A 25,628-nucleotide genomic window follows, 5' to 3' on the forward strand; every position below is an offset into this window, starting at 1 on the left:
TTTATTTCTATGTGTGGCTTCCGATTAGACGATTCAATATAGAGAGTCTCGACAAGAAAAATAAGATCCCTTGCAAGAGACCTTATTTCAACTTTTTATTTGACATGATTTTTAAATTCTTTTTGACTCTTTTCGATAGCCTTTTTACTTTCTTCTTCCCACTTAGCCTTGGCTTCATCAAATTGTTTCTTGGTAACAGGGTCTTTTTGTAATCTCATGTACTTGTAATTATTTCCGTCACCCTTGATACCTACTAAGGAGTAGGCACGCGTAAACGGAGTTACTTTAGTTACAGAGGCTGTACCACCATTTGACATAGCAGACATGACTAGAGAATTGTCAATCATCCAAGCTTGAGCTTCAGCGTATTTTTCATAACGCTTAGCGACATCTTTGTTCTCAGCATCTGCTCCTTTCAGGAGTTGTGTATAGGTATCAAGTCCCAAACTCTTGATGAGTTCCTGGTCTTCCTTGGCATCAAGGCCAAAAATCTTGAGATAGAAGCCAGTTTCAGCATTGAAGGGGTCTAGATAAGTTGATGGATCCTGGTAATCACCAACCCAACCATCAAAGTTTAGGTCGTAGTCGCGGGCTGCTGGATTGGGTGCTAGGAAGGCAACATTGCCAAAGTCATCTGTAGAAAGCTGTTGAACATCAATGACAACATTATCAGAGCCTAGTACTGTTTCAAGTGTCTGTTTAACCGAATTCATACCAGAAACTGCATTTTTATTGGTTTGATCAACTGGGACGTCCAAATGAATCGGGAAGGTCACCCCTTGGGCTTCCAATTCCTTTTTAGCTTCCGCAAATTTGGCTTGGGCCTTTTCCTTGTTGAAGTAGGCATCTTGGGCATCCGCCAAGTTGATACCTGACCACTCTGATCCGTAGTTGACAAGCTTAGAAGCTGTCACTTCTCCAAAGGTCTTATCTCCAATCTGGACAAAAGTTGGGGGAACTAGAGTATTACGAAGGGTCTTGCTAGCCGCTTCTTCACCGTTAGATTGAGCAGAGTAGGCTGTACGATCGATGGCAAAGTTCAACGCCTGACGGAAATTTTTATTTAAAATCGCTGTTTGTGTTGATTTCTTTTGCTCATCCGTCGTTTTAGCTGTGTGGTTATAGGCTTTACGGTTAACGTTAAAGTTGAAGTACCAAGAAGTCTTGTCTTGTAAGCTATAAACGATATTGTCTTGGTATTTTTCTTTTGTCTTGGCATAGCTAGAGCTATTTGGATAGACTCCCGCAAGCGTATAGGCACCACTTTCAAAGTTTCGAATGGTCATCTCCTGATCTGATCCATCAAAATAGGCTAACTTAACTTTTTCAATGGTCACTTTATCATGATCATAATAGTGCGGGTTCTTCACATACTCGATCGAAGATTTTGATGTGAAATCTTTTAACAGATATGGACCATTGTAAAGAATGCTGTTTGGCGTCAAGGTTCCAAATTCTTTATCCTTGGATTTTAAAAACTCTTCGTTAACTGGGAAAAGGATACTGTTGGTTGTCTTTGAGTTCCAGTATGGCTCTGGTCGAGTCAAAGTGTACTCAACCGTATAGTCATCCAAGGCTTTCACACCAACCGTTGTGAAGTCATTGGTCACACCTGTCACATAGTCATTCAATCCCTTGATTGAATTTTGAATCAGATCCATGGCTTGACCCTTGTTGTCCGCAGCATACTTAATCCCGGTGACAAAGTCTTGGGCTTTGACTGGAGCGTACTCTTCTCCATCAGCAGTGTACCACTTGGCATCTTTTCTGAGCTTGTAGGTATAGGTCAGACCATCCGATGAAACAGACCATTCTTCAGCTAAAGCTGGCGTTAGATTTCCATAACTATCATTTTCTAGCAAACCATCCACAAGATTGGTAATAACGGCAGTATTATCTGCATAATAGTCTAAAAGATAGTTAAATGTCGTCGGATTTGCACTAAATGTTGATGAGAAGGTACTTGTATCTGAGTTGGACTGTCCACAAGCTGTCAGTAAAATCCCTGTAGCTAGGACAAGACCTGTCCCGATTAGTCTTTTTTTCATTTTGATCATCATCCACTCCTTTATGTCACTTTTTATAACATAACTATATTTTATCAAATTTATTCAAAAATGTAAAGTTACTACTTTTACGACGACTGGTGTCTCAAAAACAAAAAAGGAAGTAGAGATTTCCTACAACTTCCTTTTCTATTTATAGATTACTTGACATGTTTTTCAAGTTCTTTTTGGTATTTGGCATTTGTTTCAATTTTTTCTTTCTGCCATTTCTTGAGAGCTTCTTCGTATTCTTTTGTAGTCACAACATCATTTTGCAACTCCAAACCTTTGAAGACAAATGGATCTCCCTTGATTCCGACTTGAGAGTAAGCTTTTGTAAATGGTACAGTACGGCTAACAGTTGGAGAACCACCTGAAGAAGCAACTGGGATCAAGAGCGAACTATCAGATACCCAGGCTTGCGCTTTAGCGTATTTCTCATAACGCTTATTGAGATCACTTGTTTCAGCTGCGGCATCATCCAAGAGTTTCTTGTATTCATCCAGACCAACTTGAGCCATCACTTCTGGATCTTTGCCACGAGTGATACCCAAGTGCTTAAGGGCAGAACCCTTCTTGGCATCAAGAATATTGAGGTAGGTAGCTGGATCTTGATAGTCTGGTCCCCAACCAGTTCCATTCAAGTCATAGTCTTTTTGTGCTGGAACCTTAGCTTGAGAAGTAATGCTCAATTTTTCATTATCGGTCATTTGAAGGACATCGACAATGACATTCTCCGTACCAAGTGATGATTCGATAGACTGCTTGAGTGAGTTGGTTTGTTGAACCGCGATTACATCTGTTTGTTCAACGGGAATGTCCAAATGGATTGGGAAGGTGACACCCTTGGCCTGCAATTCTGTCTTAGCTTTAGCAAAGGCTGCCTTAGCTTTTTCAGGACTGTAAATCGTATCCTTGCCATCTGTAAGGGCTACGTCTTTCCACTGGTCACCATAAGAAACGAGCTCTGCCTGAGCCAACTCTCCAAAGGTTTTTTCACCCACTTGAACGTAGTCATGAGGCACCAGGCTGTTACGGATAATTTTGTCCGCACCTTCTTCACCATTCAACTGAGCAGTGTAAGAGTGACGGTCAAGGGCAAAGTTCAGCGCCTGACGGAAGTTCTTGTTAAGAAGAGCTTCTTTTGTTGAAGTTTTTTGAGCTTCGTCTGTTTTGGCTGTTTTATTGTAAGACTGGCGGTTTACGTTAACAGTGAGGTAGTAGCTTGTCGCTTCTTGTGGACTGTAGACAATCTTATCGCCGTACTCTTTTTTAGTTGATTCAAAGTTTGAGCTTGTTGGGAAGAGACGGGCTGTTGTATAAGCACCTTGTGTAAAGCTGCGAATCAAGGATTCTTGGTCAGAACCATCGTAGAAGGTTAGTTTAATATTGTCAATCTTAACATTATCCTTGTCCCAGTAATTTGGATTCTTTTCATATTCAATGACTGATTTTGAAGTCAATGATTTCAAGAAATAAGGACCGTTATAAAGAATGCTTGATGGTGTTGGCGCACCGTAGTCGCTCCCTTTAGAATTCAAAAACTCTTCATTTACTGGGAGCATGGTTGCAGTTGTGACCTTAGAGTTCCAGAAGCTTTCTGGTTTGTTAAGCGTATATTCAACCGTGTAATCGTCAACAGCTTTCACTCCTACAGTAGAAAAGTCATTGCTTTCTCCACTGATGTAGGCAGCCAAGCCTTTGATAGAATCTTGAAGGAGAGAGAGGCCGTCTGATTTACCATCAGCTGCGTGTTTCAGACCCGTAACAAAGTCCTGAGCCTTGACTTCAGCATACTCTTCTCCTTCAGAAGTATACCATTTTACACCCTTACGAAGTTTGTAGGTATAGGTCAAGCCATCTTTAGAAACGGACCAGTCTTCTGCAAGCGAAGGAATCAAGTTCCCGTATTTATCGTTTTCCAAGAGGCCATCGACAACGTTGGCTATAACGTCAGAAGTTGAGCTCTTGCTCGTCACGCTGTAGTCCAAAGATGATGGATCTATTGCATAGACATAAGAAAATGTCTTGGGAGCATCAGCCTTTTTTTCACTTTGCCCACAAGCGGTTAACAGAAGTGCTGCACTCAAGACAGCACCTGCTCCTAAGAGCCACTTTTTCGATCTCATAAGTAATCTCCTTAAAGATAGTATTTTCACCATTATACCCTATTTTTTTATAAAAGCAAGGGCTTTCGGACAATTTTTTAGAAAATTCTAACAAATATTTTTTAAAGATTTTTCTATACAATTTTTAGTAAAAAACCTCAAGCTTCAAAAGCTTGAGGTTCGCTCATTTTAGTCAGTCATTTCCACACAGAAGGCATCCCATGGAGCCAAGGTCTGTTTCTCAACTGATTCTTGAGCCACAGTATTTTCAATCAAGACAGATTTAACTTTTCCTTCTACTGAAAAGTTTTGTCTTTCATTGGACAAATTAGCCACGACTAGGAAGCAACGGTCACCGTCCTTACGGATATAAGCAAAGATCTTATCAGCCGTATCAAGTAATTCAAAATCAGCTCGAATCAACCAGCTGTTCTCCTTACGGATCTGGATGAGTTTCTGATAGGTATAGAAAATAGAATCTGGATTTGCCAGTGCTTCGTGAACATTGATTGCTTGATAGTTTGGATTAACTGCCAACCAAGGTTGACCTGTTGAGAAGCCAGCATTTTTGCTTTCGTCCCATTGCATCGGAGTACGGGCATTGTCACGACCGATGACACGGATGCTGTCCATGATTTCTTCAATCGGAACGCCTTTTTCAAGAGCCTCACGCGCATAGTTGAGGGATTCAATATCTTCTACTTGATCCAGTGTTTCAAATGGATAGTTGGTCATCCCAATCTCCTCACCTTGGTAGATATAAGGAGTCCCTCTCATGAGATGAAGCAAGATTGCAAAGGCTTTGGCAGATTTTTCGCGGTATTCTTGGTCATTTCCCCAGATAGAGACGATACGAGGAAGATCATGGTTGTTCCAGAAGAGGGAATTCCAGCCATCCTCAACACCTAGCTCTGTCTGCCATTTGTTGAAGATTTCTTTCAACTTACTGACATTCAGTTCTTTTTGATAGTGCCACTTAGGTTGCCCTTCCTGATACTGAAGACAGATGTGCTCAAACTGGAAGACCATCGACAATTCTTGGCCCTTCGGATCAGAGTAAAGCTTGGCAATTTCTGGCGTCGCCCCCCAAGTTTCTCCCACTGTCAAGAGATCTTTATCTCCAAAAGTCGCTTGGTTCATCTCCTTGAGATAGGGGTGGAGCATAGGACCGTTATTAACTACCTTCTCATCAGGAATCTTACCAATCATATCAATGACATCCATACGGAAACCACCAATTCCTTTATCAATCCAGAAGTTCATCATCTCGTAAATTTTCTGGCGTAGTTTTTCATTCTCCCAGTTGAGATCAGGCTGTTTCTTGCTGAAAAAGTGGAGATAGTATTGACCTGACTTTTCATCGTATTCCCAAGCAGACCCACTAAAGATAGACTCCAAATCATTGGGTTCATCACGCCAAATATAGTAGTCTCGCTCAGGACTATCAGGATTTTCACAGGCCTCGACAAACCAAGCATGCTCATCCGAGGTATGATTGACTACTAAGTCCATGATAATTCGAATATCACGCTTCTTAGCTTCCGCGATCAATTCATCCATATCCTCCATGGTCCCGAAAATAGCAGCAATCGCTTGATAATCTGCTATATCATAGCCATTATCATCCATAGGACTGTCATAAACGGGAGAAAGCCAAATCGCTGTGATCCCTAACTTGGCTAGATAGTCCAACTTACTTGTAATTCCTGGCAAATCGCCAATTCCATCTCCGTTGCTGTCCATAAAGCTCTTAGGATAGACTTGATAGACTACGGCATTGTGCCACCATTTTTCTTGCATCTTGTTACCTCATTATTTTAATAATCTACAGTCTATGATAACGCTTTTTCAAACTTTGTGCAAGCGTTTGCCTAATCTTTTTGATTTCTTTTTTACCTTTATAGTTTCCTAACTTCCGATTTTTTATTATAATGGAGGTCAGAGGTAAAAAAATGAAAAAACAAGCTTTTAGTTCTGAACAATATTTGAATCTACAACGCGACCATATCTTGGAGCGCATCAACCAATTTGACGGCAAGCTCTACTTGGAGTTTGGTGGCAAAATGTTAGAAGATTTCCACGCTGCTCGTGTACTTCCTGGTTATGAGCCTGACAACAAAATCAGACTTTTGCAAGAGTTGAAGGAGCAGGTTGAGGTTGTGATCGCTATTAATGCTAGCAACATCGAACATTCCAAAGCACGTGGTGACTTAGGTATATCTTATGACCAAGAAGTTCTTCGTTTGATTGACAAATTCAATGAATTGGGAATTTTTGTTGGTTCGGTTGTTATTACGCAATACGCAGGTCAACCCGCTGCAGATGCCTTCCGCAACCAGCTAGAGAAAAACGGAATTGATTCTTATCTTCATTATCCAATCAAAGGATATCCGACGGATATGGATCACATCATTTCTCCAGAAGGCATGGGAAAAAACGACTACATCAAAACTAGTCGCAAGTTAATCGTCGTAACGGCTCCTGGACCTGGTTCCGGGAAATTGGCAACTTGTGTGTCCAATATGTACCACGACCAAATTAACGGTATCAAGTCTGGTTACGCTAAATTTGAAACCTTCCCTGTCTGGAACCTGCCCCTTCATCATCCAGTCAACTTGGCCTACGAGGCCGCCACAGCAGACCTAGATGATGTCAACATGATTGACCCCTTCCATCTCCAAACCTACGGAGAAACTACTGTCAACTACAACCGTGATATTGAAATTTTCCCAGTGCTTAAACGTATGTTGGAACGCATTCTTGGTGAATCTCCATACGCTTCACCGACAGACATGGGTGTCAACATGGTTGGTTTTGCTATTACTGATAATGAAGCTGCTATTGAAGCTTCTAAACAAGAAATCATTCGCCGTTACTATCAGACTGTACTTGATTTTAAAGCTGAAAAAGTCGGCGAAACTGCTGTCAAGAAAATCGAGTTGCTCATGAATGACCTCGGTATCACACCTGCAGACCGCAAGGTTGCTGTTGCTGCACGCCAAAAAGCAGAAGAAACTGGTGGCCCTGCCCTAGCTCTTGAATTGCCATCTGGTGACATTGTCACTGGTAAAAACTCAGAGCTCTTTGGTCCAACAGCCGCTGCCTTGATCAATGCCATCAAAAAATCAGCTGACATCGCTAAGGAAGTGAAACTAATCGAGCCTGAAGTCGTCAAACCAATTCAAGGTCTTAAAATCAACCATCTAGGTAGCCGCAATCCGCGACTCCATTCAAATGAAATCCTGATTGCTCTTGCCATCACGGCTATGGAAAATCCTGATGCTGCGCGCGCAATGAAGGAACTCGGCAACCTCAAAGGAAGTGAAGCCCACTCAACCATCATTTTGACCGATGAAGACAAGAATGTCCTTCGCAAACTAGGTATCAACGTAACCTTTGACCCTTACTACCAATACGATCGCCTGTATCGGAAGTAATTAAACGAGGCTGGACAAAACTCAATTTGAGGAAAAAGCCAGTAGATATTTCCATGATAAAAGATAAAACGCATAATATCAAGTCTTTTGAATACTTGGTATTATGCGTTTTTATGATTTTCTTTCCTCATTTATTTCAATGAAATTGCCAACTCGACACAGGCTCCTCCTTGGTATGGATTGAGCAGGGTCAGACGACCAGCATGCAAGAGAGCGACCTGCTTAGAAAAGGCTAAGCCGATTCCATGATGGGGATTAGCCGAATTGCGGCTTTGGTCACTCTGGTAAAAGAGTTGGTCTGCTCCCAGCAGCATCTCCTCCGAAAATGCAGGGCCGTTGTTCCAGATAGCAAAAACCAACTGGTCCTGTTGTAATGATACCGTTAGCTTGACTTCCTTTTGATCCTGGTCTGCATGTTCAAGCGCATTCAGTAAAATATTGAGCAAAGCGCGCTTGAGATAGTCCAAGTGAATCGACAAAATCAGACTAAGATCACAATCTTCTTGGAGATAAAAACAATAGCTTTCCTGTTTGCTGAACAGTGCCCAATCGTCCTGCAAATCAGCTAAAAAGTCCCCTAAGGAAAGCTGACTGAACTGATTAGAATCAATCTGAAAAGTCTTAGCGTAATCAATCAAAGAGCCACAATACTCTTCCATCTTGTGACTGGCCTGCAAAATCTCAGCAGCATAGTCTGCCTGCGGCTGGCTCAACTGCGCCAATTCCAAGAGCTCAGCATTCCCCTTAATCACAGTTAGGGGTGTCTTCAAATCGTGCGATGTCGCTGATAACTGTAAAATCAACTCCTGATTATGCCGCTGCTCTTTTTCTAGAAGACGAGCATTTTCTTGGTGGCTGTTCCGTAAATCGCTATAGACTTCTAGCATTTCCTCAATTCGAAAAAGCTGGCTTTGATTTTCTTCTAAAAGCTTCTCACTCTTTAGCATTTTTATTTCCCTGTCGATTTTTCGGAGCAATTTCAAAATATGATAAAAAGTAATCAGCAGCAAGCTCCCTGCCCAGAAGAACAAGGTGAAAAGGGCATAATCGCTGCCTTGTGTAAATTCATAGCCTATAAGCACAAAAATCAAAACATGAAAGAATACGATTTTTAAACTGGTTGTCCAGACTAGGCTTTTGAAATTTCGGGTTCTAATTGCCATCTATAGCCTACTCCTCTCACTGTTGCGATTGCTTGCAGCCCTTCTTGTTTGCATTTTTGGCGAATCTGATATACGTATTCTGAGATGGAGCGAAGCTGTGTTTCTGAGCTTTCTGGATAAAGCAAGGTATGCAAGCGTTCAGCTGAAAAGGTCTGCTTGGGATTGCTAGCTAGTAAATGCAGCAACTTAAACTCTCGCTCTGAAAACTTCAAGACTTTACCAAAACAGGCAACTTCATAGCGCTCTGGATAAAATTGACAAGAAGCAATTTCAGAATAGCGCTCCTCACGTCTTTCCTCCCGCCGAAGATGAGCCCTGACACGCGCCAGCAATTCTTTGGTTCCAAAAGGCTTGACAACATAGTCATCTGCTCCGCGAAAGAGCCCTTCTACTTTGTCCGCCTCCAATTCCTTAGCCGTCAGAAATATAATTGGACACGAAAGATGAGGACGAATGTAGGAACACAACTCAAAACCATTAACAGGCTCCATCATCACATCCAGCAGAATCAAGTCATATCCGACAAAATTCGTCAGCTCTAGCTCTTCTATCCGATCAAGCGTCGTTACATCATAAGCATCGAGCTCTAGGACGTTTTTCACCAGCTTCAAAATGCTCTGGTCGTCATCAACCACCAAAATACGATACTGTCTCATATTTTCCATTATAGCATACCTCTAGCGAACATCTCGTTTCAAGGTTAAGAATATAGCAGAACTCCAAACCAAAGCTAACCAGAAAAGCTGTATTCCCAACCCTGATAGATCTATTGACTGCTGAAGCCCTTCATACTCAAAAAGATTTAGGGTAGCCAGATCGGGCAGGTATTTTGCTTCCTTGATGAACGTTGCCAATAAACGGCTGAGACCAATCAAGAGAGGAAAGAGCACCGACACCGGCACAACCCAAGATTGAAATAGCAAAGCGAGGCCGGCGGTTAAAAAAGCCAGAAAAAGATTGCTGAGAAGACCAAAAGAGCTGTAATAAAGGAATTTCCCCAGCAAGGACCAGCTAAAGCTTAGGTCAAATCGAGCCAGCATAACAAAGAAACAGCTACTTATAATGACACTATAGAGAACCAAGAGCAGCAAGAACAGAAAAAGGATTTTCCCAGTCAACCAAGCCTTTCTATTTGATACGGTTAGAAAATTCGTTCGCATCCCTGACTTGACAAACTCCTGGGCAAAATAGAGGGAAGTAAAGATGACGATGACAGGCTGCGCCAGATAGAGGGCATGCAAAGTCTCGCTCAGAGCTTTCGTCTGGCCAACTGCTGTCTGACTGTAGTCAAGATTCATCAGAAAAAATGGAACGACGACCAGAGCCGCCAAGGCGGCACCAAGAGCGAGATAGTAAGAACGGAACTTAATCCATTCACTTCTAAGCAGAGCTTTGATCATCAGTAGCGCCCTCCTAAATCCGTCTTCAAAAAGCGCAGAGAGGTCATGCCGCCGATGACTAGGATCCATGCGCCTAGTATCAACAGCCCTTGCAAGGGATTGTTGACATATTGGGAAGTTGGCGTTGCAGTAAACAACTCTCCAGCTGGCTGTGGCAAATAAGCTCCCCAACTCGTGTGAGCTGTCAGGTAGTTTCCTAGATTATAGATCTGTGGCACGAGAAAAAGCAGAGGAACTAGCATGGTCCGAGCCAATAAACTTAACAAAAACGAAAGAATTCCCAATAGGGTTAGAGATAAGGTTTTCCACAAAATCAGACTCCAAGCTGCCTGATTGAGCAGAATCGGATCAAGCCCTTCCTTTCCTAAAGCCATGTGCATGACCATATAACTAAAGTAAATTGATAAAAAGCTAGTGGCAAGAGAAAAGCAAGTAAAGGTCATAAGTTTCCCCACAAGCAGCTTCAGGCGGTTATTACAGGACAAGAGGCTGGTTCTCAAGCTATGAGACTGAAATTCCATAGCTCCCAAAATTCCGGCTAAAATGACCAAAACCATGCCCGCCATAGAGGCACCGTTGAGACCCAGATATTCCAGCGGATCAATGGCTTCTGCCAAACCGGGAACCGTCTCAGGTGTGGCATCCAAGCCAATAGACAAATACTGTCGCCCCTCCAGCCAGGATACGGCAGGTACCAATAGCAGCATGAAGGCCATACTCACTTTGAAAGCCTTGGTTGAACAGATTTTCAACCATTCTGAATGCAATAAGGACATCGATTCTTTCATCTTAAACCTCCTCTGTCAAGTCAAAGAAGAGATCTTCTAGACTGTCTGAATCTTGCAGCACCTCTTCCAATCGTCCATGCTCAATAATTCGCCCATGATGAATCAAGACCACATCATCTGTCACCATTTGTACCTCTGACAGGATATGGGAGGATAGAAGTACCGTTTTCCCTAAATCAGCCTGCTGACGGATGAACTTTCTAAACCACTTGATCCCACTTGGATCCAGTCCATTGGTCGGCTCATCTAATATAAGAAACTGAGGATCACCCAGCAAAGCTGCTGCCAGACCCAGTCGCTGACCTTCCCCCAGAGACAGACTTGACAAGAGGTCCTTCTTCTTATGAGCGATTCCTGTCATCTCCAAGACCTCATCAATCCGAGACTTGGGAATAGCATTACTCGCCGCAATAATCCTCAAGTGGTCATAGACCTTTCGATTTGGCAGACCGCCAATGCCGTCAAAAGCTGCACCTACCGTTCTGAGCGGATAAGTCATTGACTGATAGGTTTGCCCATCAAAAGTCGCCGTCCCTGCTGTCGCCCGATCTAACCCTAAGAGAATCCTCAAGGTCGAGCTCTTGCCAGCACCATTTGGGCCCAGAAAAGCTGTAATCCGACCACTTCTAGCTGTAAAAGAAATATCTTTTAAAATCTGCTTGCTGCCATGCTTTTTGCAGACTCCTTCTATTTTCACCATATGTTCCATACTGAACTCCTTTATCTTTATTTTTTCCAGTATACCCAATCTAGTTCAGAATTAGTTCAGAGATCAAGCAGAAATTCTAAAAGTTGACTCCACCTTTCAAAAGTCGCTCTAGCTTCATTAGAAAGAACTCAGTTTTTCTTTATAATTCTGCGGGTTTTGTATGGAGACTTTGTTATAACGCTAGTCTCAAAAAGTCATTTGTCAAACTCCATCAAGAGCTGGCTTTATGTTATAATGAAAGAAGAAAACTGAAAGGAACGACCATGTCAAAAGAAGTTATTGTTGAAAGTTTTGAACTTGACCACACTATTGTTAAAGCACCCTATGTTCGCTTGATTGGGGAAGAAACAGGGCCAAAGGGAGATGTCATCTCCAATTTTGATATTCGTTTGGTGCAACCAAATGAAGACTCTATCCCATCCGCTGGTCTTCACACTATCGAGCACCTCTTGGCTAAACTCATCCGTACCCGCATTGACGGCATGATTGACTGTTCACCCTTCGGCTGCCGTACTGGTTTCCACATGATTATGTGGGGGCGTCATACCAGCGCTGAGATTGCAGCCGTTATCAAGGATTCACTCAAGGAAATTGCTGAGACCACTACTTGGGAAGATGTCCCCGGAACAACCATCGAATCTTGCGGAAACTACAAGGACCACAGCCTCTTTTCTGCTAAAGAATGGGCTAAACTCATCCTGAAACAAGGTATTTCAGATGATGCCTTTGAGCGTCATGTCATCTAAATGCAAAAGAACCAGTTACAATAACTGGTTCTTTTTTATTCTCAAAATCTTGAGTTAGGCTTTCTCACGAATGACCAAAACGCCATCTTCCATATCTGCTTCTAGGTGTTTGGCATCTAGGTGATCCAAGTGGAAGTCTGTCACCTTATCACGAATTTGTTGTTCAACCACACGGCGGAGTGGACGAACACCCATGACTTCGTCATAACCTTCTTCTGTGATAAAGTCCTTAGCTGCTTGGCTAACTTCAAGGTCGATTCCTTTCTTAGCCAAGGTTTGGTTGACTTCAGCCAACATCAAGTCCACAATCTTAGAAAGGTCTTCCTTATTCAAGTGTGAGAACTCGATAACTGCGTTAAAGCGGTTAAGGAACTCTGGACGGAAGTATGGTTTCAAACGATCCATTAATTCTGGTTTGTCTGCATCTTCCATCAAGTTAGCTTCATAGCCAAATCCAGCATTTGATGTTGCGATAATGACAGTGTTTTTGAAGTTCACGGTATTTCCTTGACCATCAGTTAAACGACCGTCATCCAAGACTTGGAGGAGAAGGGTAATTACTTGAGGATCAGCCTTTTCAATTTCGTCCAAGAGAATGATAGAGTAAGGATTGCGACGAACTCGTTCTGTCAAGGTATTGCTATTGTCATCATACCCCACATAACCTGCTGTTGTACCGATTAACTTAGAAACAGCTGTGCGGTCACTGTATTCAGACATATCCAAGCGGATAATCGCATCCTTAGTCCCAAACATATCGAGCGCCAATTGCTTAGCAAGCTCCGTCTTACCAACCCCAGTAGGACCTACGAAGAGGAAGCTACCGATTGGGCGATTGCCTTCATCAAAACCAGCACGGTTACGACGGATAGCGCGAGCCACTGCTTCTACTGCCTTATCTTGGCCGATTACCTTGTGTTCCAAGCGATGGGCCATATCTTTCAAACGTTCGATGTCTGACGCTCCCATTTGTGATACTGGAATACCTGTCATTCGTTCTACAGATTCGGCCACATCATTGACAGTGGCAGTCACTTTCATATCTTCTGTGTGGTTTTCAACTTTTTTCTCCAATTCTGCAATGCGTGTTTTGGCATTGAGAGCTGCTTCAAAGTCTTCTGCCTCAACTGCTTTTTCTTGCTTGTCTTTTTCTGCCTCAATTTCACGTTCAACAGCATGAACATCTGTTACTGGATGTTGAGCTGCCAAGTGAGCTGCCGTTACATCGACAAGGTCGATAGCCTTATCTGGCAAACTACGTTGAGGAATATATTGGATCGAATAATCCACTGCTGCTTTCAAGACTTCATCTGGCAAGATGACATTGTGGTGTTGTTGATAGAGGTCACGAATCCCTTGAAGGATTTTAAAGGTATCCTCTGCTGAAGGAGCATTGACCTTGACTTCGTTGAAGCGACGAGCAAGAGCTGCATTCTTCAAGATAGTGTTACGGTATTCGTCTTGAGTTGTCGCTCCAATAACGGTCAACTCACCACGGGAGAGAGCTGGCTTGAGAATGTCCGCAAGCCCTTTAGAACCACTGTCTCCACCAGTGCTACCAGCACCGAGGATTTGGTGAATTTCATCAAAGAAGAGGATAATATTTCCTGCTTCTTTCACTTCATTGACTAAGTTTTGAACGTTTTCTTCAAAGCTACCACGGTATTGAGTACCAGCCTCAAGACCTGAGATATCTATGGAAATGATTTCCTTATTCTTAATAGCAGCTGGAACATCTCCGTTCACAATGGCTTGCGCTAGTCCTTCAACAACTGCTGTCTTACCAACACCTGCATCTCCGACCAGAACAGGATTATTTTTCGTACGACGTGAGAGGATTTCAGATGTTTCTTGAATTTCCTTGTTTCGTCCGATAACAGGATCCAACTTACCCTCACGAGCTTCCGCTGTCAAGTTACGACCTAGTTTAGCAAGGACTCCGTCTTGTTTCATACCTGAAGCGTGTTGTTGCATTTGCGCATCAGATTCTGCATTTCCTGGTAATTTCCCAGTTGCACGATACTGAGCAAATTCCTCAGGTGTCACTTCTCGTCCATTAATCAAGTAGCGACGGTTTTCAGAACTGTATCCTCGCATACCACCCATCAATTGGTTAAATAAATCATCCATGTTGTTAAAGTTATTAAAGTTGTTGTTCATATTCTTTACCTCGTTTATTGTTTATTATTTGCGATCTCTGATATTGACTATCTTTGACCTTTGTTTTAAAAAATTTAGACTAGCTATCTAGCTACTCTACGTATAATTTCTGGTTTTTCTTTTTTAAATAAGCCTTTTATCATCTTCTTTTCAAAGTCTGTTAGATTAAACATAGGCCTCACCCCTTTCTAGGGTATCTATCGTACATTTTCAAGAAATAGAATCATTGAAAATGAAGTTTTCTAAGGAATTCATTTTCCTTATGTTTCTACTATATCACATTGGTCAGTAAAAGTCAATAACTTTTTGACCAAATTTAACTATTTTTTAAAAGAATTTTCAAAGACGCAAAAAGCCAGTCATATCGACTGGCTTTCTTTCCATTCTAATTGAATCTTAGCTCAATGCGTCATCCATTGAAAGAACTTCGTGGAAGACACGTTGTGTCAATTCAGTTTTTTGTTCTGGAGTGAGGTATTTGGTGTTTACACAGTATCCAGAGATACGTACGATAACGTCTTCACCTGACATGATCTTTTCGTAAACATCGTTCAAGTCCATAACGTTCAAGTTAACGTGTTGTCCACCGTTTTCGAAGTAACCATCAAGAATTGTTACCAAGTTATCAACTTGTTCGTCACGAGTCTTACCAAGAGCGCGTGGTGAAACTTGAGTTGTCAATGAGATACCGTCAGCTGCGTAACCAAAGTCAAGGCTAGCAAGTGAGTTCAAGTTTTGCAACCATCCACCTTTAGCTTTGTTAGATGGGTTCGCACCTGGTGAGAAGAATTCAAGTTTAGACAAGTTCACTGAACCATCTTCGTTGAGGTATACACCTTTGTGAACTGGTGAGTTACCAGTTTGTTTAGAGTATGCAACGTTAGATGTGATTGTCAAAAGTGATACGGTAGCTTCTGCGTCTTTGTAAAGTTTGTGGCTACGTAGACGAGTTGTGTAAGCTTCGATCAACCATTCTGCCAATTCGTTTGAACGTGGGTCATCTTCACCCCAACGTGGGTATTCACCGATTGTTTCGTAATCGTAGATGTAGCCATCTTCGTCACGGATTGGTTTAACTGTAGCGTATTTAATAGCTGACAATGTATCAACAGTGTTCGCAAATCCACAGATACCGAATCCCATGTTGGCACGTTGTTTAGTTGGCAAGAAGGCCATTTGAACAGCTTCGTAGTTGTACTTATCAGTCATGTAGTGGATGATATTCAAAGCATCTACGTAAGTGTCAGTCAACCAGTCAAGAGATTTTTCAAAGTTGGCTTTAACTGATTCAAATTCAAGAACTTCATCACGGATAGGATCGATGTCAAATACCTTGTAGTCTTTGTGAACATCATCGTAACCACCGTTCAAACCAGTAAGAAGGGCTTTAAGAACGTTTACGCGAGCACCGAAGTACTGAATGTTGTGGCGTTGATCTTCATTTTCTGGGTCAAGTGGTGATACACAGCATGAGATACAGCTCATTTCTCCATATCCGTCTTTAGCCATTGTTGTTACACCTTCGTATTGGATAGAAGAGTGCTTGTGGCTCATATGCATACAGTAGCGACGGAAGTTGTATGGCAATTTGTCAGTCCAAAGAACTGTCAAGTTTGGTTCTGGTGAGTTACCGATATTGTCAAGAGTGTTCAAGAAACGGTAGTCCATCTTAGTAACACGGTGACGACCATCGTTACCCATACCAGCCATAGAAGTTGTGATGAAAGTTGGGTCACCTGAGTACAATTGGTCATAAGCTTTTGTACGAGCAAATTTAACTGTACGAAGTTTCATAACGAAATCATCAACGAATTCTTGGATTTCTGATTCAGTAAATGTACCACGAGCAAGGTCACGTTCTGCAAAGATGTCAAGTACGATTGGTACACGTCCTAGAGATGTGGCAGCACCGTTAATAACACGGCAGACAGCCATGAAGGCGATATTCACCCATTGGATTGCTTCTTTAACGTTCATCGCTGGTTTACGAACATCCACTCCGTAAAGATCACCCAAGCGAACAACTTGTTGCAATGCTTGGTATTGAAGGTTTACTTCTTCACGAAGACGGATTGTTTCTTCATCAATTTCTTTGATTGCATTCCAGTCGTTTACTTTTTCTTGCATCAAGTAGTCTGCACCATAGAGAGCGAGACGTGCGTAAACACCGATGATACGTCCACGTGAGTAGGCATCTGGAAGACCAGTTACAGTGTGAGCGTGACGAGCACGACGGATGTTTGAAGTGTAGGCACGGAAGATACCGTCGTTAACCGTTGTTACATATTTAGTGAAGATTTCGTGAACAGCTGGATCTGGTTCGTATCCATTTTCTTTCAAAGTAGTTTCAGCCATACGGATACCACCTTTTGGCATGAAGTTCAATTTGAAGAGTTCATCATTTTGGATACCGAAGATCAATTCGTTTTCTTTGTCGATAAATCCAGCAGGAATATCAGCAATAGATGTTGGACGAGTGTCCATTGGGAAACGAGTTTCTTCGTAGTGAGCCTTCGTTTCTTCTACAATCTTTTTGATGTGAAGTGAACGTTCTGTTGGTCCTGCAAGGAAACTTTCATCACCATCATAAGGTGTGTAGTTAGCTTGAACGAAGCGAGAAATACTTGCTTTTTCTTTCCAATCTACGCCTTTGAAGCCTTCCCAAGCTTTATCAAAAATATCTTGTGCTTCAACAACTGTCTTAACAACCATGTTAATGTCCTCATTTTTCTTTCTAGTAACAGTCATCTGTTACATTCATGAGTCAAGTATACCATACAGTAACCGATTTCAACAAGTGATATACGGCTTTTTTGTTGCTTTCTTTTCTAATACAGTCTGTTATTTGGCACTATCTGTATTATATATTTGAAAGTAGGATTACTCTTTTCCATTTTTTCAGAAAAAAAGGTATAATGAATAAAAAATGACATTAGAAAGGAAGCTAAATGCTCATATTTCCATTGATTAATGATTTGTCCAGAAAAATCATCCATATCGACATGGATGCCTTTTTTGCCGCGGTGGAAATAAGAGACAATCCTAAGTTAAAAGGAAAACCTGTCATCATTGGAAGTGACCCTAGACAAACAGGCGGACGGGGTGTTGTTTCTACTTGTAGCTACGAGGCACGGGCCTTTGGTATTCACTCTGCCATGAGTTCTAAAGAAGCTTATGAGCGTTGTCCCCAAGCCGTCTTTATCTCCGGAAATTATGAAAAGTATAAGGCAGTGGGACTTCAGATTCGAGCTATTTTTAAACGGTACACTGATTTGATTGAACCCATGAGTATCGACGAAGCCTACTTGGATGTGACAGAAAATAAACTCGGCATCAAGTCAGCTGTCAAAATAGCCCAATTGATTCAACAAGATATCTGGCAGGAACTACACCTGACTGCTTCTGCTGGCGTTTCCTATAATAAATTCTTAGCTAAAATGGCCAGTGATTATCAGAAGCCGCATGGTTTGACAGTAATTCTACCTGACCAAGCCCAAGAATTTCTCAAACAAATGGATATTGCTAAATTTTACGGTGTGGGCAAAAAAACAGTTGAACGCCTTCATGAAATGGGCATTTATACTGGTGCAGACTTATTGGACGTCTCAGAAGTCACTTTAATCGATCGGTTTGGCAGACTCGGTTTTGATCTTTATCGAAAGGCTCGTGGTATTCACAATTCTCCAGTCAAGTCCAATCGCATTCGTAAGTCTATTGGCAAGGAGAAAACTTATGGTAAGATTCTCCAGGCTGAAGAAGACATCAAAAAAGAGCTGACTCTTCTCTCTGAAAAAGTAGCTCACAATCTCAACAAGCAGGACAAAGCTGGAAAAATCATTATCCTAAAAATACGATATGCTGACTTCTCCACTCTGACTAGGCGAAAAAGCCTCCCACAAGCAACACAGGACGCTAGTCAGATTTCTCAAACTGCCCTTCAACTCTACGAAGAACTAGCTGAAAAAGAAAAAGGCGTTCGTTTACTAGGAATCACAGTAACAGGATTTTAAACCCTTGAGGGGAGTTTCATTAGTTTGAATCAAATGAGGTTGGAACAACAGTGTTTCAGCCTCATTCTGTTTTAGAAATAATACTCAGAGCGTGATAGCTAATCACTAAAATAGTTCGAGGAACTATCTTAAATCGCTGGCCAGCATTCAACAGGCTGTTATTCACATTTTAGACTCTAAAAAATCCTAATTCAAGAAAACTTCTTTCCCTTAGTTCCCACACTCTTTTGCTAGAAAACTGAATGTTTTTGGGAAATATAGTTTAGTTTGAATTTCTACCGCATTTGTACTAGGATAAATTCTATAATTTTAGAGAAGGAACATTCTCACATACATACTTGGACTATGCTGTTTTTTGACATTTTATTAATAAAAAAGCCCACTTGATTTTAATTATGTATTATTTACAGCACTTAAAATAAAAACGGTGAGATTGATTTCAAATAGTTGATAGTAAAAATATTTTTCCGCAAGTGTTAGAAGCTGACACCTTCATTTATATTTGTTAAACTAAAAAACATAAAACTACCGTCTGGTCGGTTTTTGCAGAAGGGACTTAACATGAAAAAATCTATGCTAGAAAAAACAATTGATTATATTGCAAAACAAGAGCAACGAGTACGTCAACATCAAATACGTCATCACGAAGCCATTAAAAAGCAAATAATGCAGCAAAAAGAACAGTTTTATCGATTAACACAAGGAGAGAGCGGTATCCGACATTCTCGTTTGGGAGTGAAATGTGGGTATGCTACAATTACTGGCGGGATCATCACTACTTTGTTTAGTCCTTGGAATGGTTTAGGAATAATGACCATCGGTGGAATTACAGTTCTCTCAAACTTGTATCACATCAAACGTATGGAAGCAAAATTAAAAAAGTAGAGTGGTTTTCTTAAGAATGAGACTTGTTAGACTGCTCAAATATTACCTTTTCTTCTTTTTTTGATAAAATAAATTTAATAAAACAGAGAGAAGGAACTTAATGGTCGCAAAAACAGAAAAATCTCAAGCAATGATTGAAAAGATTTTATCAACAGCTTCACAGCTTTTTATTCACAATGGCTATGAAAAAACAAGTGTACAGAACATAGCGCAAACAGCTAGCATTTCAAAAGGGGCGATTTATCACCATTTTCAATCAAAAGATGAAATTTTTTTTGCAGTTTTAAAACAGCGTTATCAATTGATGGAAAAGGAATTGCTAGACTGGCTTGAATCCACCAGTCATTTAACTGGAAGAGAACAGCTCAAAGAAACCTTTCAGTTTAGTTTAAAAAGTCAGAAAACTAACTACGAAATGTTGAATCACGCGCCTCTTGATGCGGAGTTCATGCTGACTATTATCCGTTACAATCTGCGTATAGGAACTCCCCTTATTGCAGATATTATAAAAAAAGGAATAGAAGATCAGTCCATCCACCCCATCCCCTTCCCTAATGAAGCGGCCGAAACAATCTTGCTTTTGACTAACTTTTGGGTAGAAGGAAGTATTTTTGAAAATTCTTCCGAAAAAATTGTCGATCGGATTTATTTTTTACAATTTATGCTTCAATCTATCGGACTGGATATTTTTGATGAATCTTTAATCCACGAAATTTTAAGTCAATCAAATTAAATACAATCTTTTAGTTCACGTTTAAAACCCTGATCAAACAGAGGGCAAGACGACAGAATAACGTAATAAAAAATAAACTAAATAATTATAAAAATAGGATAGTTCCTCCCAAAATGTTTTTTGGCGAACTATCCTATTTTATTCTATTTTCAACTTATACAAATAAACGCACAAAACTATAGAGCAACAAGACACTACCAAGTACAATACGGTATTTACCAAAGAGTGTAAAGTCGTGCTTCTTCACATAGCTGGTCAAGAAACGAATAGCAACCATGCTGACCGCAAAGGCTACTCCCATAGCAACCAAGAGCAAGAATAGTTGACCAAAACTCAAAAGTTGACCGGCTTTAATAAATTTGAAAATCTTTAAAGCGCTAGCTCCAAACATAACAGGAATTCCGAGATAGAAGGTAAACTCCGTTACGACAGAGCGACTTGTTCCATTCAACAATCCACCAACGATAGTGGCACCTGAACGACTTGTTCCTGGGAAAAGGGCAAGGACTTGGAAAAGACCGATGTAAAGGGCTGTTTTATAAGGCAACTTGTCTAACTCAGTTACTGTTGGTTCAATAGCTTGGGCCTTATTTCTTTTTTCAAGATAGATAAAGGCAACCCCATAGATAATCAACATGATGGCAACTGAAACCATGTTGTGGAAGTTGGCATCAAACCAATCATCCAACTTAAAAACCAATAGCAAAGGCAAAGTTGCGACGAAAACTTTTGACCATAACTGCCAAGTTCGACGAACTTCAACCTTGGTTTTACCAGGTTTGAAGGGATTGAGCTTGTTAAAGTAAATCACCATAACGGCTAAAATAGCACCAAGCTGAATGACAACATTAAACATGGACATGAAGGCTTCATTTTGGTCCTTGTATTGTACAAATTCTTCAACCAAGATCAAGTGACCTGTACTTGAAATTGGCAACCATTCTGTAATTCCTTCAACAATCCCAAAAAAGATGGACTTCAAAATTTCAATAAGATACATACATTACTCCTTTTTCTGTCCTCTATTATAACATAATTTCGGATGTTGCGATAGATTTTTTAGAAGGCGCCGATGCTACCACCGCCTCCACCTCCTGAGAATCCCCCGCCAGAACTTCCACTTCCAGAAGATACGGAGTAGGTGCTAGCTGTGTTTGCAATACTAGCATAGTGGCTCATTTGAGCAGTAGAATGATAAAACATACTGTGCCAGCCATAAGCTACGTAAAGATTGATATCTGGATTCTCAACTTGAATCTGATAAGATTTCATCAAATGACTCACCTTGTCCGCATAACCAAATAAAGTAGCATAGACAAGGAGGCGATTCCAAAGAACAATACTCTCTAATTCTGCCTTGTCTAGGTGAGCAATATCGCGAAGCATGTTTTCAAAACTAGTCCAGAGATAGTATGCTTCTAGTCCTTCTTCGTTTAAAATGCCATCACGAGTATCAAATCGGGTCGTCCAATAATAGACGGCAGCTAACATCAAGCTCACAAACCCAAGGATAGGAAGTGGCAGAGAAAGGTACCCGTGAGCATCCAAACTATACAAGAACCAGCCAAAACCAACGAAAGCAGGTAGAAGCGTAGAGCCACCTATCATCAATCGCAAGATTTTTTCTCCATTGCTCAGTGGACGATAATAATCTGGAAGTTGCAAAGAGGAAACCCGCTTTCTCACCCCATCCTGCATCTGCTTAAGTGCTTGCTCGAAAGACGACTTAAGCTTACGTCCCGTTTTCTGAATCCGTTTTTCATCAGCTGCTTTTGCACCTTGGTAAAGACTAGTTGACACTTGGTAATCTGCAAACAAATCTGAAACAAGCACTTCTTCTCTTCCTGAAAAGGCCAAATTAAGGCAATCTTTTTCAAAACTTGCCAGTCCTTTTTCTTTTACGACTTTTAAACGGACCTCATCTCCATTTGAGATGATTGAAACATTTCCACGGTCAATCACATCCAATAAAGTGGCCTGAACGAGTTGGTCAAAGGTGAACTTCCCTCCTCCCTTGGTCAAGGGACTGACTTCCTCTAAAGAAGTGGAGTAAACAGCTTCCGATAAAACCATCGGTTCTAAGTCCATTGGCGGTTCATAGAGACGGTGATTTTTAGCATATTTCTTCGATGGGGAGGTTTTTCTTCTGTAAATGCAGTATAAAATAACACTAAAGACTAAAGAAAGCGAGAGTAGCAAAGGGATGATCCACATAATCAGAGCTTTGCTTTGAGCTTTTTCAGCAGTAATGGATTCCTCTATTTTTTCAAATTCTGCTAAACGATTGCCCTTCAATCCCTGATCCAAAGCTGTTCCAAAATCTTTTCTAGGCCAATATGCATGCAATTCGACCCCACGCTGACGAGGTAGGTTCTGTAAATGAACACGATAATCACCATCTATCTTTTCTACCTTGCCCTCTGTAAAGAGTTTCCCTGTATGAAAGAATAATTTTTCTGCTCCATTAAAGCCCGTTACTCGAAACTCAAATTTTTCGATAGGTTCTGAACTATCCGTCAGGGGCTGCCAATTAAGTTCCGCGATATCATCATATAGAAATAAGAGATTTTTTAGTTGCCATGTGATTACCACTTCAACGGTATCCCCCCCTTGGCCTGGATTATACACTTTTACAGTATAGCCTTCCGATTCTTCTATCACTTCACTATTGACATTTTCAATGGTAGCAGCATTCTTCCATACCTGAATCTTCGGACTGGAATCTATTTCAAAGCCCTTTGGCATCTTACCCGCATGGCCAAGTCCTACTAGTTGTCCATTAAAGTCTTCATCAAAATAATAGACTACTTTCTCCCTAAATTCTGCTGTATTATCTGCATGAATATTCAAATCACCTTGATAAGAGCGAATCTTGAAATCAACCGCAAAAACAGAGAGTGGTAAAATACAAAACAAGCTAAATAAAAGCAAGAAAAAAGTCTTTTTCACAACACAATCCCCCTTTTTATCTTTGCTATCATTATATCATTTTTTATAAGTAAAGGCTTACTTGTATTGAAAATCTCACTATTTTTCGATACAATAGAGAGAAGTCATTTTTAGACTAGAAATAGGAGAAAACATGAAAAAATTATGCTTATCTATCCTTGCTAGCCTAGCCCTTACACTGGGATTAGTTAGCCAGGTCCAAGCTGACGAATATTTACGCATCGGGATGGAGGCAGCTTACGCTCCCTTCAACTGGACCCAAGACGATGATAGTAACGGGGCTGTCAAAATTGACGGTACCAACCAATATGCCAATGGCTACGATGTCCAAATCGCTAAAAAGATTGCCAAAGGCCTAGGCAAGGAACCTTTGGTCGTTAAAACCAAGTGGGAAGGACTTGTTCCAGCCCTTACTTCTGGCAAAATCGATATGATCATTGCAGGTATGAGCCCAACGGCTGAACGCAAACAAGAAATTGCCTTTTCAAGCAGTTACTACACTAGTGAACCGGTTCTATTGGTCAAAAAGGACTCTGCCTATGCCAACGCCAAATCTTTAAACGACTTTGGCGGAGCAAAAATCACATCACAACAAGGCGTTTACCTTTATGACTTGATTTCCCAAATCCCTGGCGCCAAGAAAGAAACAGCCATGGGTGATTTTGCTCAGATGCGCCAAGCACTTGAAGCTGGTGTTATCGATGCCTATGTTTCAGAACGCCCTGAAGCCCTGACCGCTGAATCTGCCAACGCTAAGTTCAAAATGATCCAACCCCAACCAGGTTTCAAAACTGGCGAAGAAGATACAGCTATTGCCATTGGTCTTCGCAAGGACGATAGTCGCATCAGCCAAATCAATGCCAGCATCGAAACCATTTCTAAGGACGAACAAGTAGCCCTCATGGATCGGATGATCAAAGAACAACCAGTGGAGGCGACAACAACGGAGGAAGAAAGTAGTTTCTTTAGCCAAGTCGTTAAGATCCTTTCTGAAAACTGGCAACAACTTTTGCGTGGTGCCGGTATCACACTCTTGATCTCCATTATCGGAACCATCACAGGGCTCATTATCGGGCTTGCAATTGGAGTCTTCCGTACAGCCCCTCTATCTGAAAACAAGGCCATCTATGGCTTGCAAAAGCTACTTGGCTGGATCCTCAATGTCTATATTGAAATTTTCCGTGGTACACCAATGATCGTTCAATCTATGGTTATCTACTATGGTACAGCACAAGCCTTCGGAATCAATCTCAATCGTACACTGGCAGCCATCTTCATCGTTTCAATCAACACGGGTGCCTATATGACAGAAATCGTCCGTGGAGGTATCCTAGCAGTTGACAAGGGACAATTTGAAGCCGCAACCGCTCTTGGTATGACCCATAATCAAACCATGCGTAAGATTGTCCTACCTCAGGTCGTTCGCAATATCTTACCTGCTACTGGTAATGAGTTTGTCATCAATATCAAGGATACGTCTGTACTGAATGTTATCTCTGTGGTGGAACTCTACTTCTCTGGAAATACCGTGGCAACTCAAACTTATCAATACTTCCAGACATTTACAATCATCGCCGTGATTTACTTTGTCCTCACCTTCACAGTGACCCGTATTCTACGCTCCATCGAAAGACGCATGGACATGGATACCTACACTACAGGTGCTAATCAAATGCAAACGGAGGACCTGAAATAATGAATCAACCCATTCTTGAAATTAAACACCTCAAAAAATCCTATGGACAAAATGAAGTCTTAAAAGACATCTCTCTGTCAGTTCACAAAGGAGAGGTTATCTCCATCATCGGCAGCTCAGGAAGCGGAAAATCAACCTTCCTACGTTCTATCAACCTACTTGAAACACCTACTGAGGGGGAAATTCTCTACCGAGGAGAAAACGTCCTTGCAAAAGGCTATGACCTTACTCACTATCGTGAAAAGCTCGGAATGGTTTTTCAATCCTTCAACCTCTTTGAAAACCTCGATGTTCTCGAAAACACTATTGTCGCCCAAACGACTGTCCTCAAAAGAGAACGCTCTGAAGCTGAAAAAATTGCCAAAGAAAATCTTGAAAAAGTTGGCATGGGAGAACGCTACTGGCAAGCCAAACCAAAACAACTCTCTGGTGGCCAGAAGCAACGTGTAGCCATCGCTCGCGCCCTCTCCATGAATCCTGATGCCATCCTCTTTGACGAACCAACATCTGCCCTTGACCCTGAAATGGTCGGTGAAGTCCTCAAAATCATGCAAGACCTAGCTCAAGAAGGCTTGACTATGATCGTCGTCACCCACGAAATGGAGTTCGCCCGCGATGTCTCTCACCGTGTCATCTTTATGGATAAGGGTGTCATCGCTGAAGAAGGCAATCCCGAAGACCTCTTCACCAATCCAAAAGAAGAGCGAACAAAAGAGTTTCTTCAGCGCTATCTCAAATAACAAACAAAGACTGCATAAAATATGTAGTCTTTTTACTAACTCTTTGCCAAACAAAAGGC

General features: G+C 41.4%; 19 protein-coding genes. 7 read left to right on the forward strand and 12 right to left on the reverse strand.

What is annotated here, in order from left to right:
• Window positions 1-95: 95 nt before the first annotated feature.
• The 3 genes from B7709_RS04050 to B7709_RS04060 form a co-directional block, all read right to left on the reverse strand.
• On the reverse strand, window positions 96-2,057 hold the full coding sequence (locus B7709_RS04050) for a peptide ABC transporter substrate-binding protein (RefSeq protein ID WP_084971833.1): 1,962 nt from the start codon (window positions 2,055-2,057) through the stop codon (window positions 96-98).
• A gap of 149 nt (window positions 2,058-2,206) precedes the next feature.
• Window positions 2,207-4,174, reverse strand: coding sequence for a peptide ABC transporter substrate-binding protein (locus B7709_RS04055; RefSeq protein WP_084971834.1), 1,968 nt, complete (start codon window positions 4,172-4,174; stop codon window positions 2,207-2,209).
• Between the two features lie 168 nt (window positions 4,175-4,342).
• Window positions 4,343-5,953, reverse strand: a complete 1,611-nt coding sequence (locus tag B7709_RS04060) for a glycoside hydrolase family 13 protein (RefSeq protein WP_084971835.1) — start codon at window positions 5,951-5,953, stop codon at window positions 4,343-4,345.
• A gap of 152 nt (window positions 5,954-6,105) precedes the next feature.
• Here B7709_RS04060 and B7709_RS04065 point away from each other — a divergent pair, with 152 nt between their 5' ends.
• The gene (locus B7709_RS04065) at window positions 6,106-7,590 is read left to right on the forward strand and encodes a DUF1846 domain-containing protein (RefSeq protein ID WP_084971836.1); all 1,485 of its coding nucleotides are present in this window, start codon (window positions 6,106-6,108) and stop codon (window positions 7,588-7,590) included.
• Between the two features lie 131 nt (window positions 7,591-7,721).
• Here B7709_RS04065 and B7709_RS04070 read toward each other — a convergent pair whose 3' ends face one another.
• From B7709_RS04070 to B7709_RS04090, 5 genes are read right to left on the reverse strand one after another with little or no spacing between them, the layout of a single operon-like run.
• A complete protein-coding gene (locus tag B7709_RS04070; RefSeq protein ID WP_084971837.1) occupies window positions 7,722-8,753 on the reverse strand; it encodes a sensor histidine kinase in 1,032 nt (343 codons plus the stop codon).
• Window positions 8,720-9,418 carry a response regulator transcription factor gene (locus B7709_RS04075; RefSeq protein WP_084971838.1) on the reverse strand — a complete coding sequence of 233 codons (699 nt, stop codon included), beginning with the start codon at window positions 9,416-9,418 and terminating at the stop codon, window positions 8,720-8,722. The genes B7709_RS04070 and B7709_RS04075 overlap by 34 nt, the downstream gene beginning before the upstream one ends.
• A gap of 12 nt (window positions 9,419-9,430) precedes the next feature.
• Entirely contained in the window at window positions 9,431-10,153 is a 723-nt protein-coding gene (locus tag B7709_RS04080) for a lantibiotic ABC transporter permease (RefSeq protein WP_084971839.1), read from the reverse strand.
• Window positions 10,153-10,941 (reverse strand): lantibiotic ABC transporter permease, encoded by a 789-nt coding sequence (locus B7709_RS04085; RefSeq protein WP_084971840.1) that lies wholly within the window; start codon window positions 10,939-10,941, stop codon window positions 10,153-10,155. Before B7709_RS04085 ends, B7709_RS04080 begins: the two co-directional genes overlap by 1 nt.
• 1 nt (window position 10,942) lies before the next feature.
• Window positions 10,943-11,650, reverse strand: coding sequence for an ABC transporter ATP-binding protein (locus B7709_RS04090; RefSeq protein WP_084971841.1), 708 nt, complete (start codon window positions 11,648-11,650; stop codon window positions 10,943-10,945).
• Window positions 11,651-11,913: 263 nt separating this feature from the next.
• Between B7709_RS04090 and B7709_RS04095 the strand changes: the two genes are divergently transcribed.
• Window positions 11,914-12,396: an S-ribosylhomocysteine lyase gene (locus tag B7709_RS04095; protein ID WP_084971842.1), complete on the forward strand. Its 483-nt coding sequence runs from the start codon at window positions 11,914-11,916 to the stop codon at window positions 12,394-12,396.
• A gap of 54 nt (window positions 12,397-12,450) precedes the next feature.
• Here B7709_RS04095 and B7709_RS04100 read toward each other — a convergent pair whose 3' ends face one another.
• Together B7709_RS04100 and pflB are read right to left on the reverse strand one after the other, a co-directional pair.
• Window positions 12,451-14,556, reverse strand: coding sequence for an ATP-dependent Clp protease ATP-binding subunit (locus B7709_RS04100; protein ID WP_084971843.1), 2,106 nt, complete (start codon window positions 14,554-14,556; stop codon window positions 12,451-12,453).
• Between the two features lie 396 nt (window positions 14,557-14,952).
• Window positions 14,953-17,268, reverse strand: a complete 2,316-nt coding sequence (gene pflB, locus B7709_RS04105) for a formate C-acetyltransferase (protein WP_000260614.1) — start codon at window positions 17,266-17,268, stop codon at window positions 14,953-14,955.
• 236 nt (window positions 17,269-17,504) lie between these two features.
• Here pflB and dinB point away from each other — a divergent pair, with 236 nt between their 5' ends.
• The 3 genes from dinB to B7709_RS04120 all read left to right on the forward strand — a co-directional run bounded on the left by dinB (window position 17,505) and on the right by B7709_RS04120 (window position 20,184).
• Window positions 17,505-18,566 (forward strand): DNA polymerase IV, encoded by a 1,062-nt coding sequence (gene dinB / locus B7709_RS04110; protein WP_084971844.1) that lies wholly within the window; start codon window positions 17,505-17,507, stop codon window positions 18,564-18,566.
• A gap of 561 nt (window positions 18,567-19,127) precedes the next feature.
• A complete protein-coding gene (locus tag B7709_RS04115) occupies window positions 19,128-19,451 on the forward strand; it encodes a hypothetical protein (RefSeq protein WP_084971845.1) in 324 nt (107 codons plus the stop codon).
• 100 nt (window positions 19,452-19,551) lie between these two features.
• The gene (locus tag B7709_RS04120) at window positions 19,552-20,184 is read left to right on the forward strand and encodes a TetR/AcrR family transcriptional regulator (protein ID WP_084971846.1); all 633 of its coding nucleotides are present in this window, start codon (window positions 19,552-19,554) and stop codon (window positions 20,182-20,184) included.
• A 154-nt stretch (window positions 20,185-20,338) separates the two neighbouring features.
• On the opposite strand, the gene B7709_RS04125 is transcribed toward B7709_RS04120, so the two are convergent.
• Together B7709_RS04125 and B7709_RS04130 are read right to left on the reverse strand one after the other, a co-directional pair.
• The gene (locus tag B7709_RS04125) at window positions 20,339-21,184 is read right to left on the reverse strand and encodes an undecaprenyl-diphosphate phosphatase (RefSeq protein WP_000280787.1); all 846 of its coding nucleotides are present in this window, start codon (window positions 21,182-21,184) and stop codon (window positions 20,339-20,341) included.
• Window positions 21,185-21,243: 59 nt separating this feature from the next.
• Window positions 21,244-23,133, reverse strand: coding sequence for a DUF2207 domain-containing protein (locus B7709_RS04130; protein WP_084971847.1), 1,890 nt, complete (start codon window positions 23,131-23,133; stop codon window positions 21,244-21,246).
• Window positions 23,134-23,266: 133 nt separating this feature from the next.
• Between B7709_RS04130 and B7709_RS04135 the strand changes: the two genes are divergently transcribed.
• Together B7709_RS04135 and B7709_RS04140 are read left to right on the forward strand one after the other, a co-directional pair.
• The gene (locus tag B7709_RS04135; protein ID WP_084971848.1) at window positions 23,267-24,829 is read left to right on the forward strand and encodes an ABC transporter substrate-binding protein/permease; all 1,563 of its coding nucleotides are present in this window, start codon (window positions 23,267-23,269) and stop codon (window positions 24,827-24,829) included.
• Window positions 24,829-25,569 (forward strand): amino acid ABC transporter ATP-binding protein, encoded by a 741-nt coding sequence (locus tag B7709_RS04140; protein WP_084971849.1) that lies wholly within the window; start codon window positions 24,829-24,831, stop codon window positions 25,567-25,569. Before B7709_RS04135 ends, B7709_RS04140 begins: the two co-directional genes overlap by 1 nt.
• Window positions 25,570-25,628: the final 59 nt, after the last annotated feature.

The sequence above is a fragment of the Streptococcus oralis subsp. dentisani genome, assembly GCF_002096335.1.
In the GTDB taxonomy this organism is placed as follows: Bacteria; Bacillota; Bacilli; order Lactobacillales; family Streptococcaceae; genus Streptococcus; species Streptococcus oralis_Z.

Coding starts and splice junctions, on each gene's coding strand:
- B7709_RS04070 (WP_084971837.1), bottom strand. CDS start 8,753: ATGGCAATTAGAACCCGAAATTTCAAAAGCCTAGTCTGGACAACCAGT.
- B7709_RS04065 (WP_084971836.1), top strand. CDS start 6,106: ATGAAAAAACAAGCTTTTAGTTCTGAACAATATTTGAATCTACAACGC.
- B7709_RS04100 (WP_084971843.1), bottom strand. CDS start 14,556: ATGAACAACAACTTTAATAACTTTAACAACATGGATGATTTATTTAAC.
- dinB (WP_084971844.1), top strand. CDS start 17,505: ATGCTCATATTTCCATTGATTAATGATTTGTCCAGAAAAATCATCCAT.
- B7709_RS04095 (WP_084971842.1), top strand. CDS start 11,914: ATGTCAAAAGAAGTTATTGTTGAAAGTTTTGAACTTGACCACACTATT.
- B7709_RS04140 (WP_084971849.1), top strand. CDS start 24,829: ATGAATCAACCCATTCTTGAAATTAAACACCTCAAAAAATCCTATGGA.
- B7709_RS04080 (WP_084971839.1), bottom strand. CDS start 10,153: ATGATCAAAGCTCTGCTTAGAAGTGAATGGATTAAGTTCCGTTCTTAC.
- B7709_RS04125 (WP_000280787.1), bottom strand. CDS start 21,184: ATGTATCTTATTGAAATTTTGAAGTCCATCTTTTTTGGGATTGTTGAA.
- B7709_RS04060 (WP_084971835.1), bottom strand. CDS start 5,953: ATGCAAGAAAAATGGTGGCACAATGCCGTAGTCTATCAAGTCTATCCT.
- B7709_RS04075 (WP_084971838.1), bottom strand. CDS start 9,418: ATGGAAAATATGAGACAGTATCGTATTTTGGTGGTTGATGACGACCAG.
- B7709_RS04055 (WP_084971834.1), bottom strand. CDS start 4,174: ATGAGATCGAAAAAGTGGCTCTTAGGAGCAGGTGCTGTCTTGAGTGCA.
- B7709_RS04135 (WP_084971848.1), top strand. CDS start 23,267: ATGAAAAAATTATGCTTATCTATCCTTGCTAGCCTAGCCCTTACACTG.
- B7709_RS04085 (WP_084971840.1), bottom strand. CDS start 10,941: ATGAAAGAATCGATGTCCTTATTGCATTCAGAATGGTTGAAAATCTGT.
- B7709_RS04090 (WP_084971841.1), bottom strand. CDS start 11,650: ATGGAACATATGGTGAAAATAGAAGGAGTCTGCAAAAAGCATGGCAGC.
- B7709_RS04050 (WP_084971833.1), bottom strand. CDS start 2,057: ATGATCAAAATGAAAAAAAGACTAATCGGGACAGGTCTTGTCCTAGCT.
- B7709_RS04115 (WP_084971845.1), top strand. CDS start 19,128: ATGAAAAAATCTATGCTAGAAAAAACAATTGATTATATTGCAAAACAA.
- B7709_RS04120 (WP_084971846.1), top strand. CDS start 19,552: ATGGTCGCAAAAACAGAAAAATCTCAAGCAATGATTGAAAAGATTTTA.
- pflB (WP_000260614.1), bottom strand. CDS start 17,268: ATGGTTGTTAAGACAGTTGTTGAAGCACAAGATATTTTTGATAAAGCT.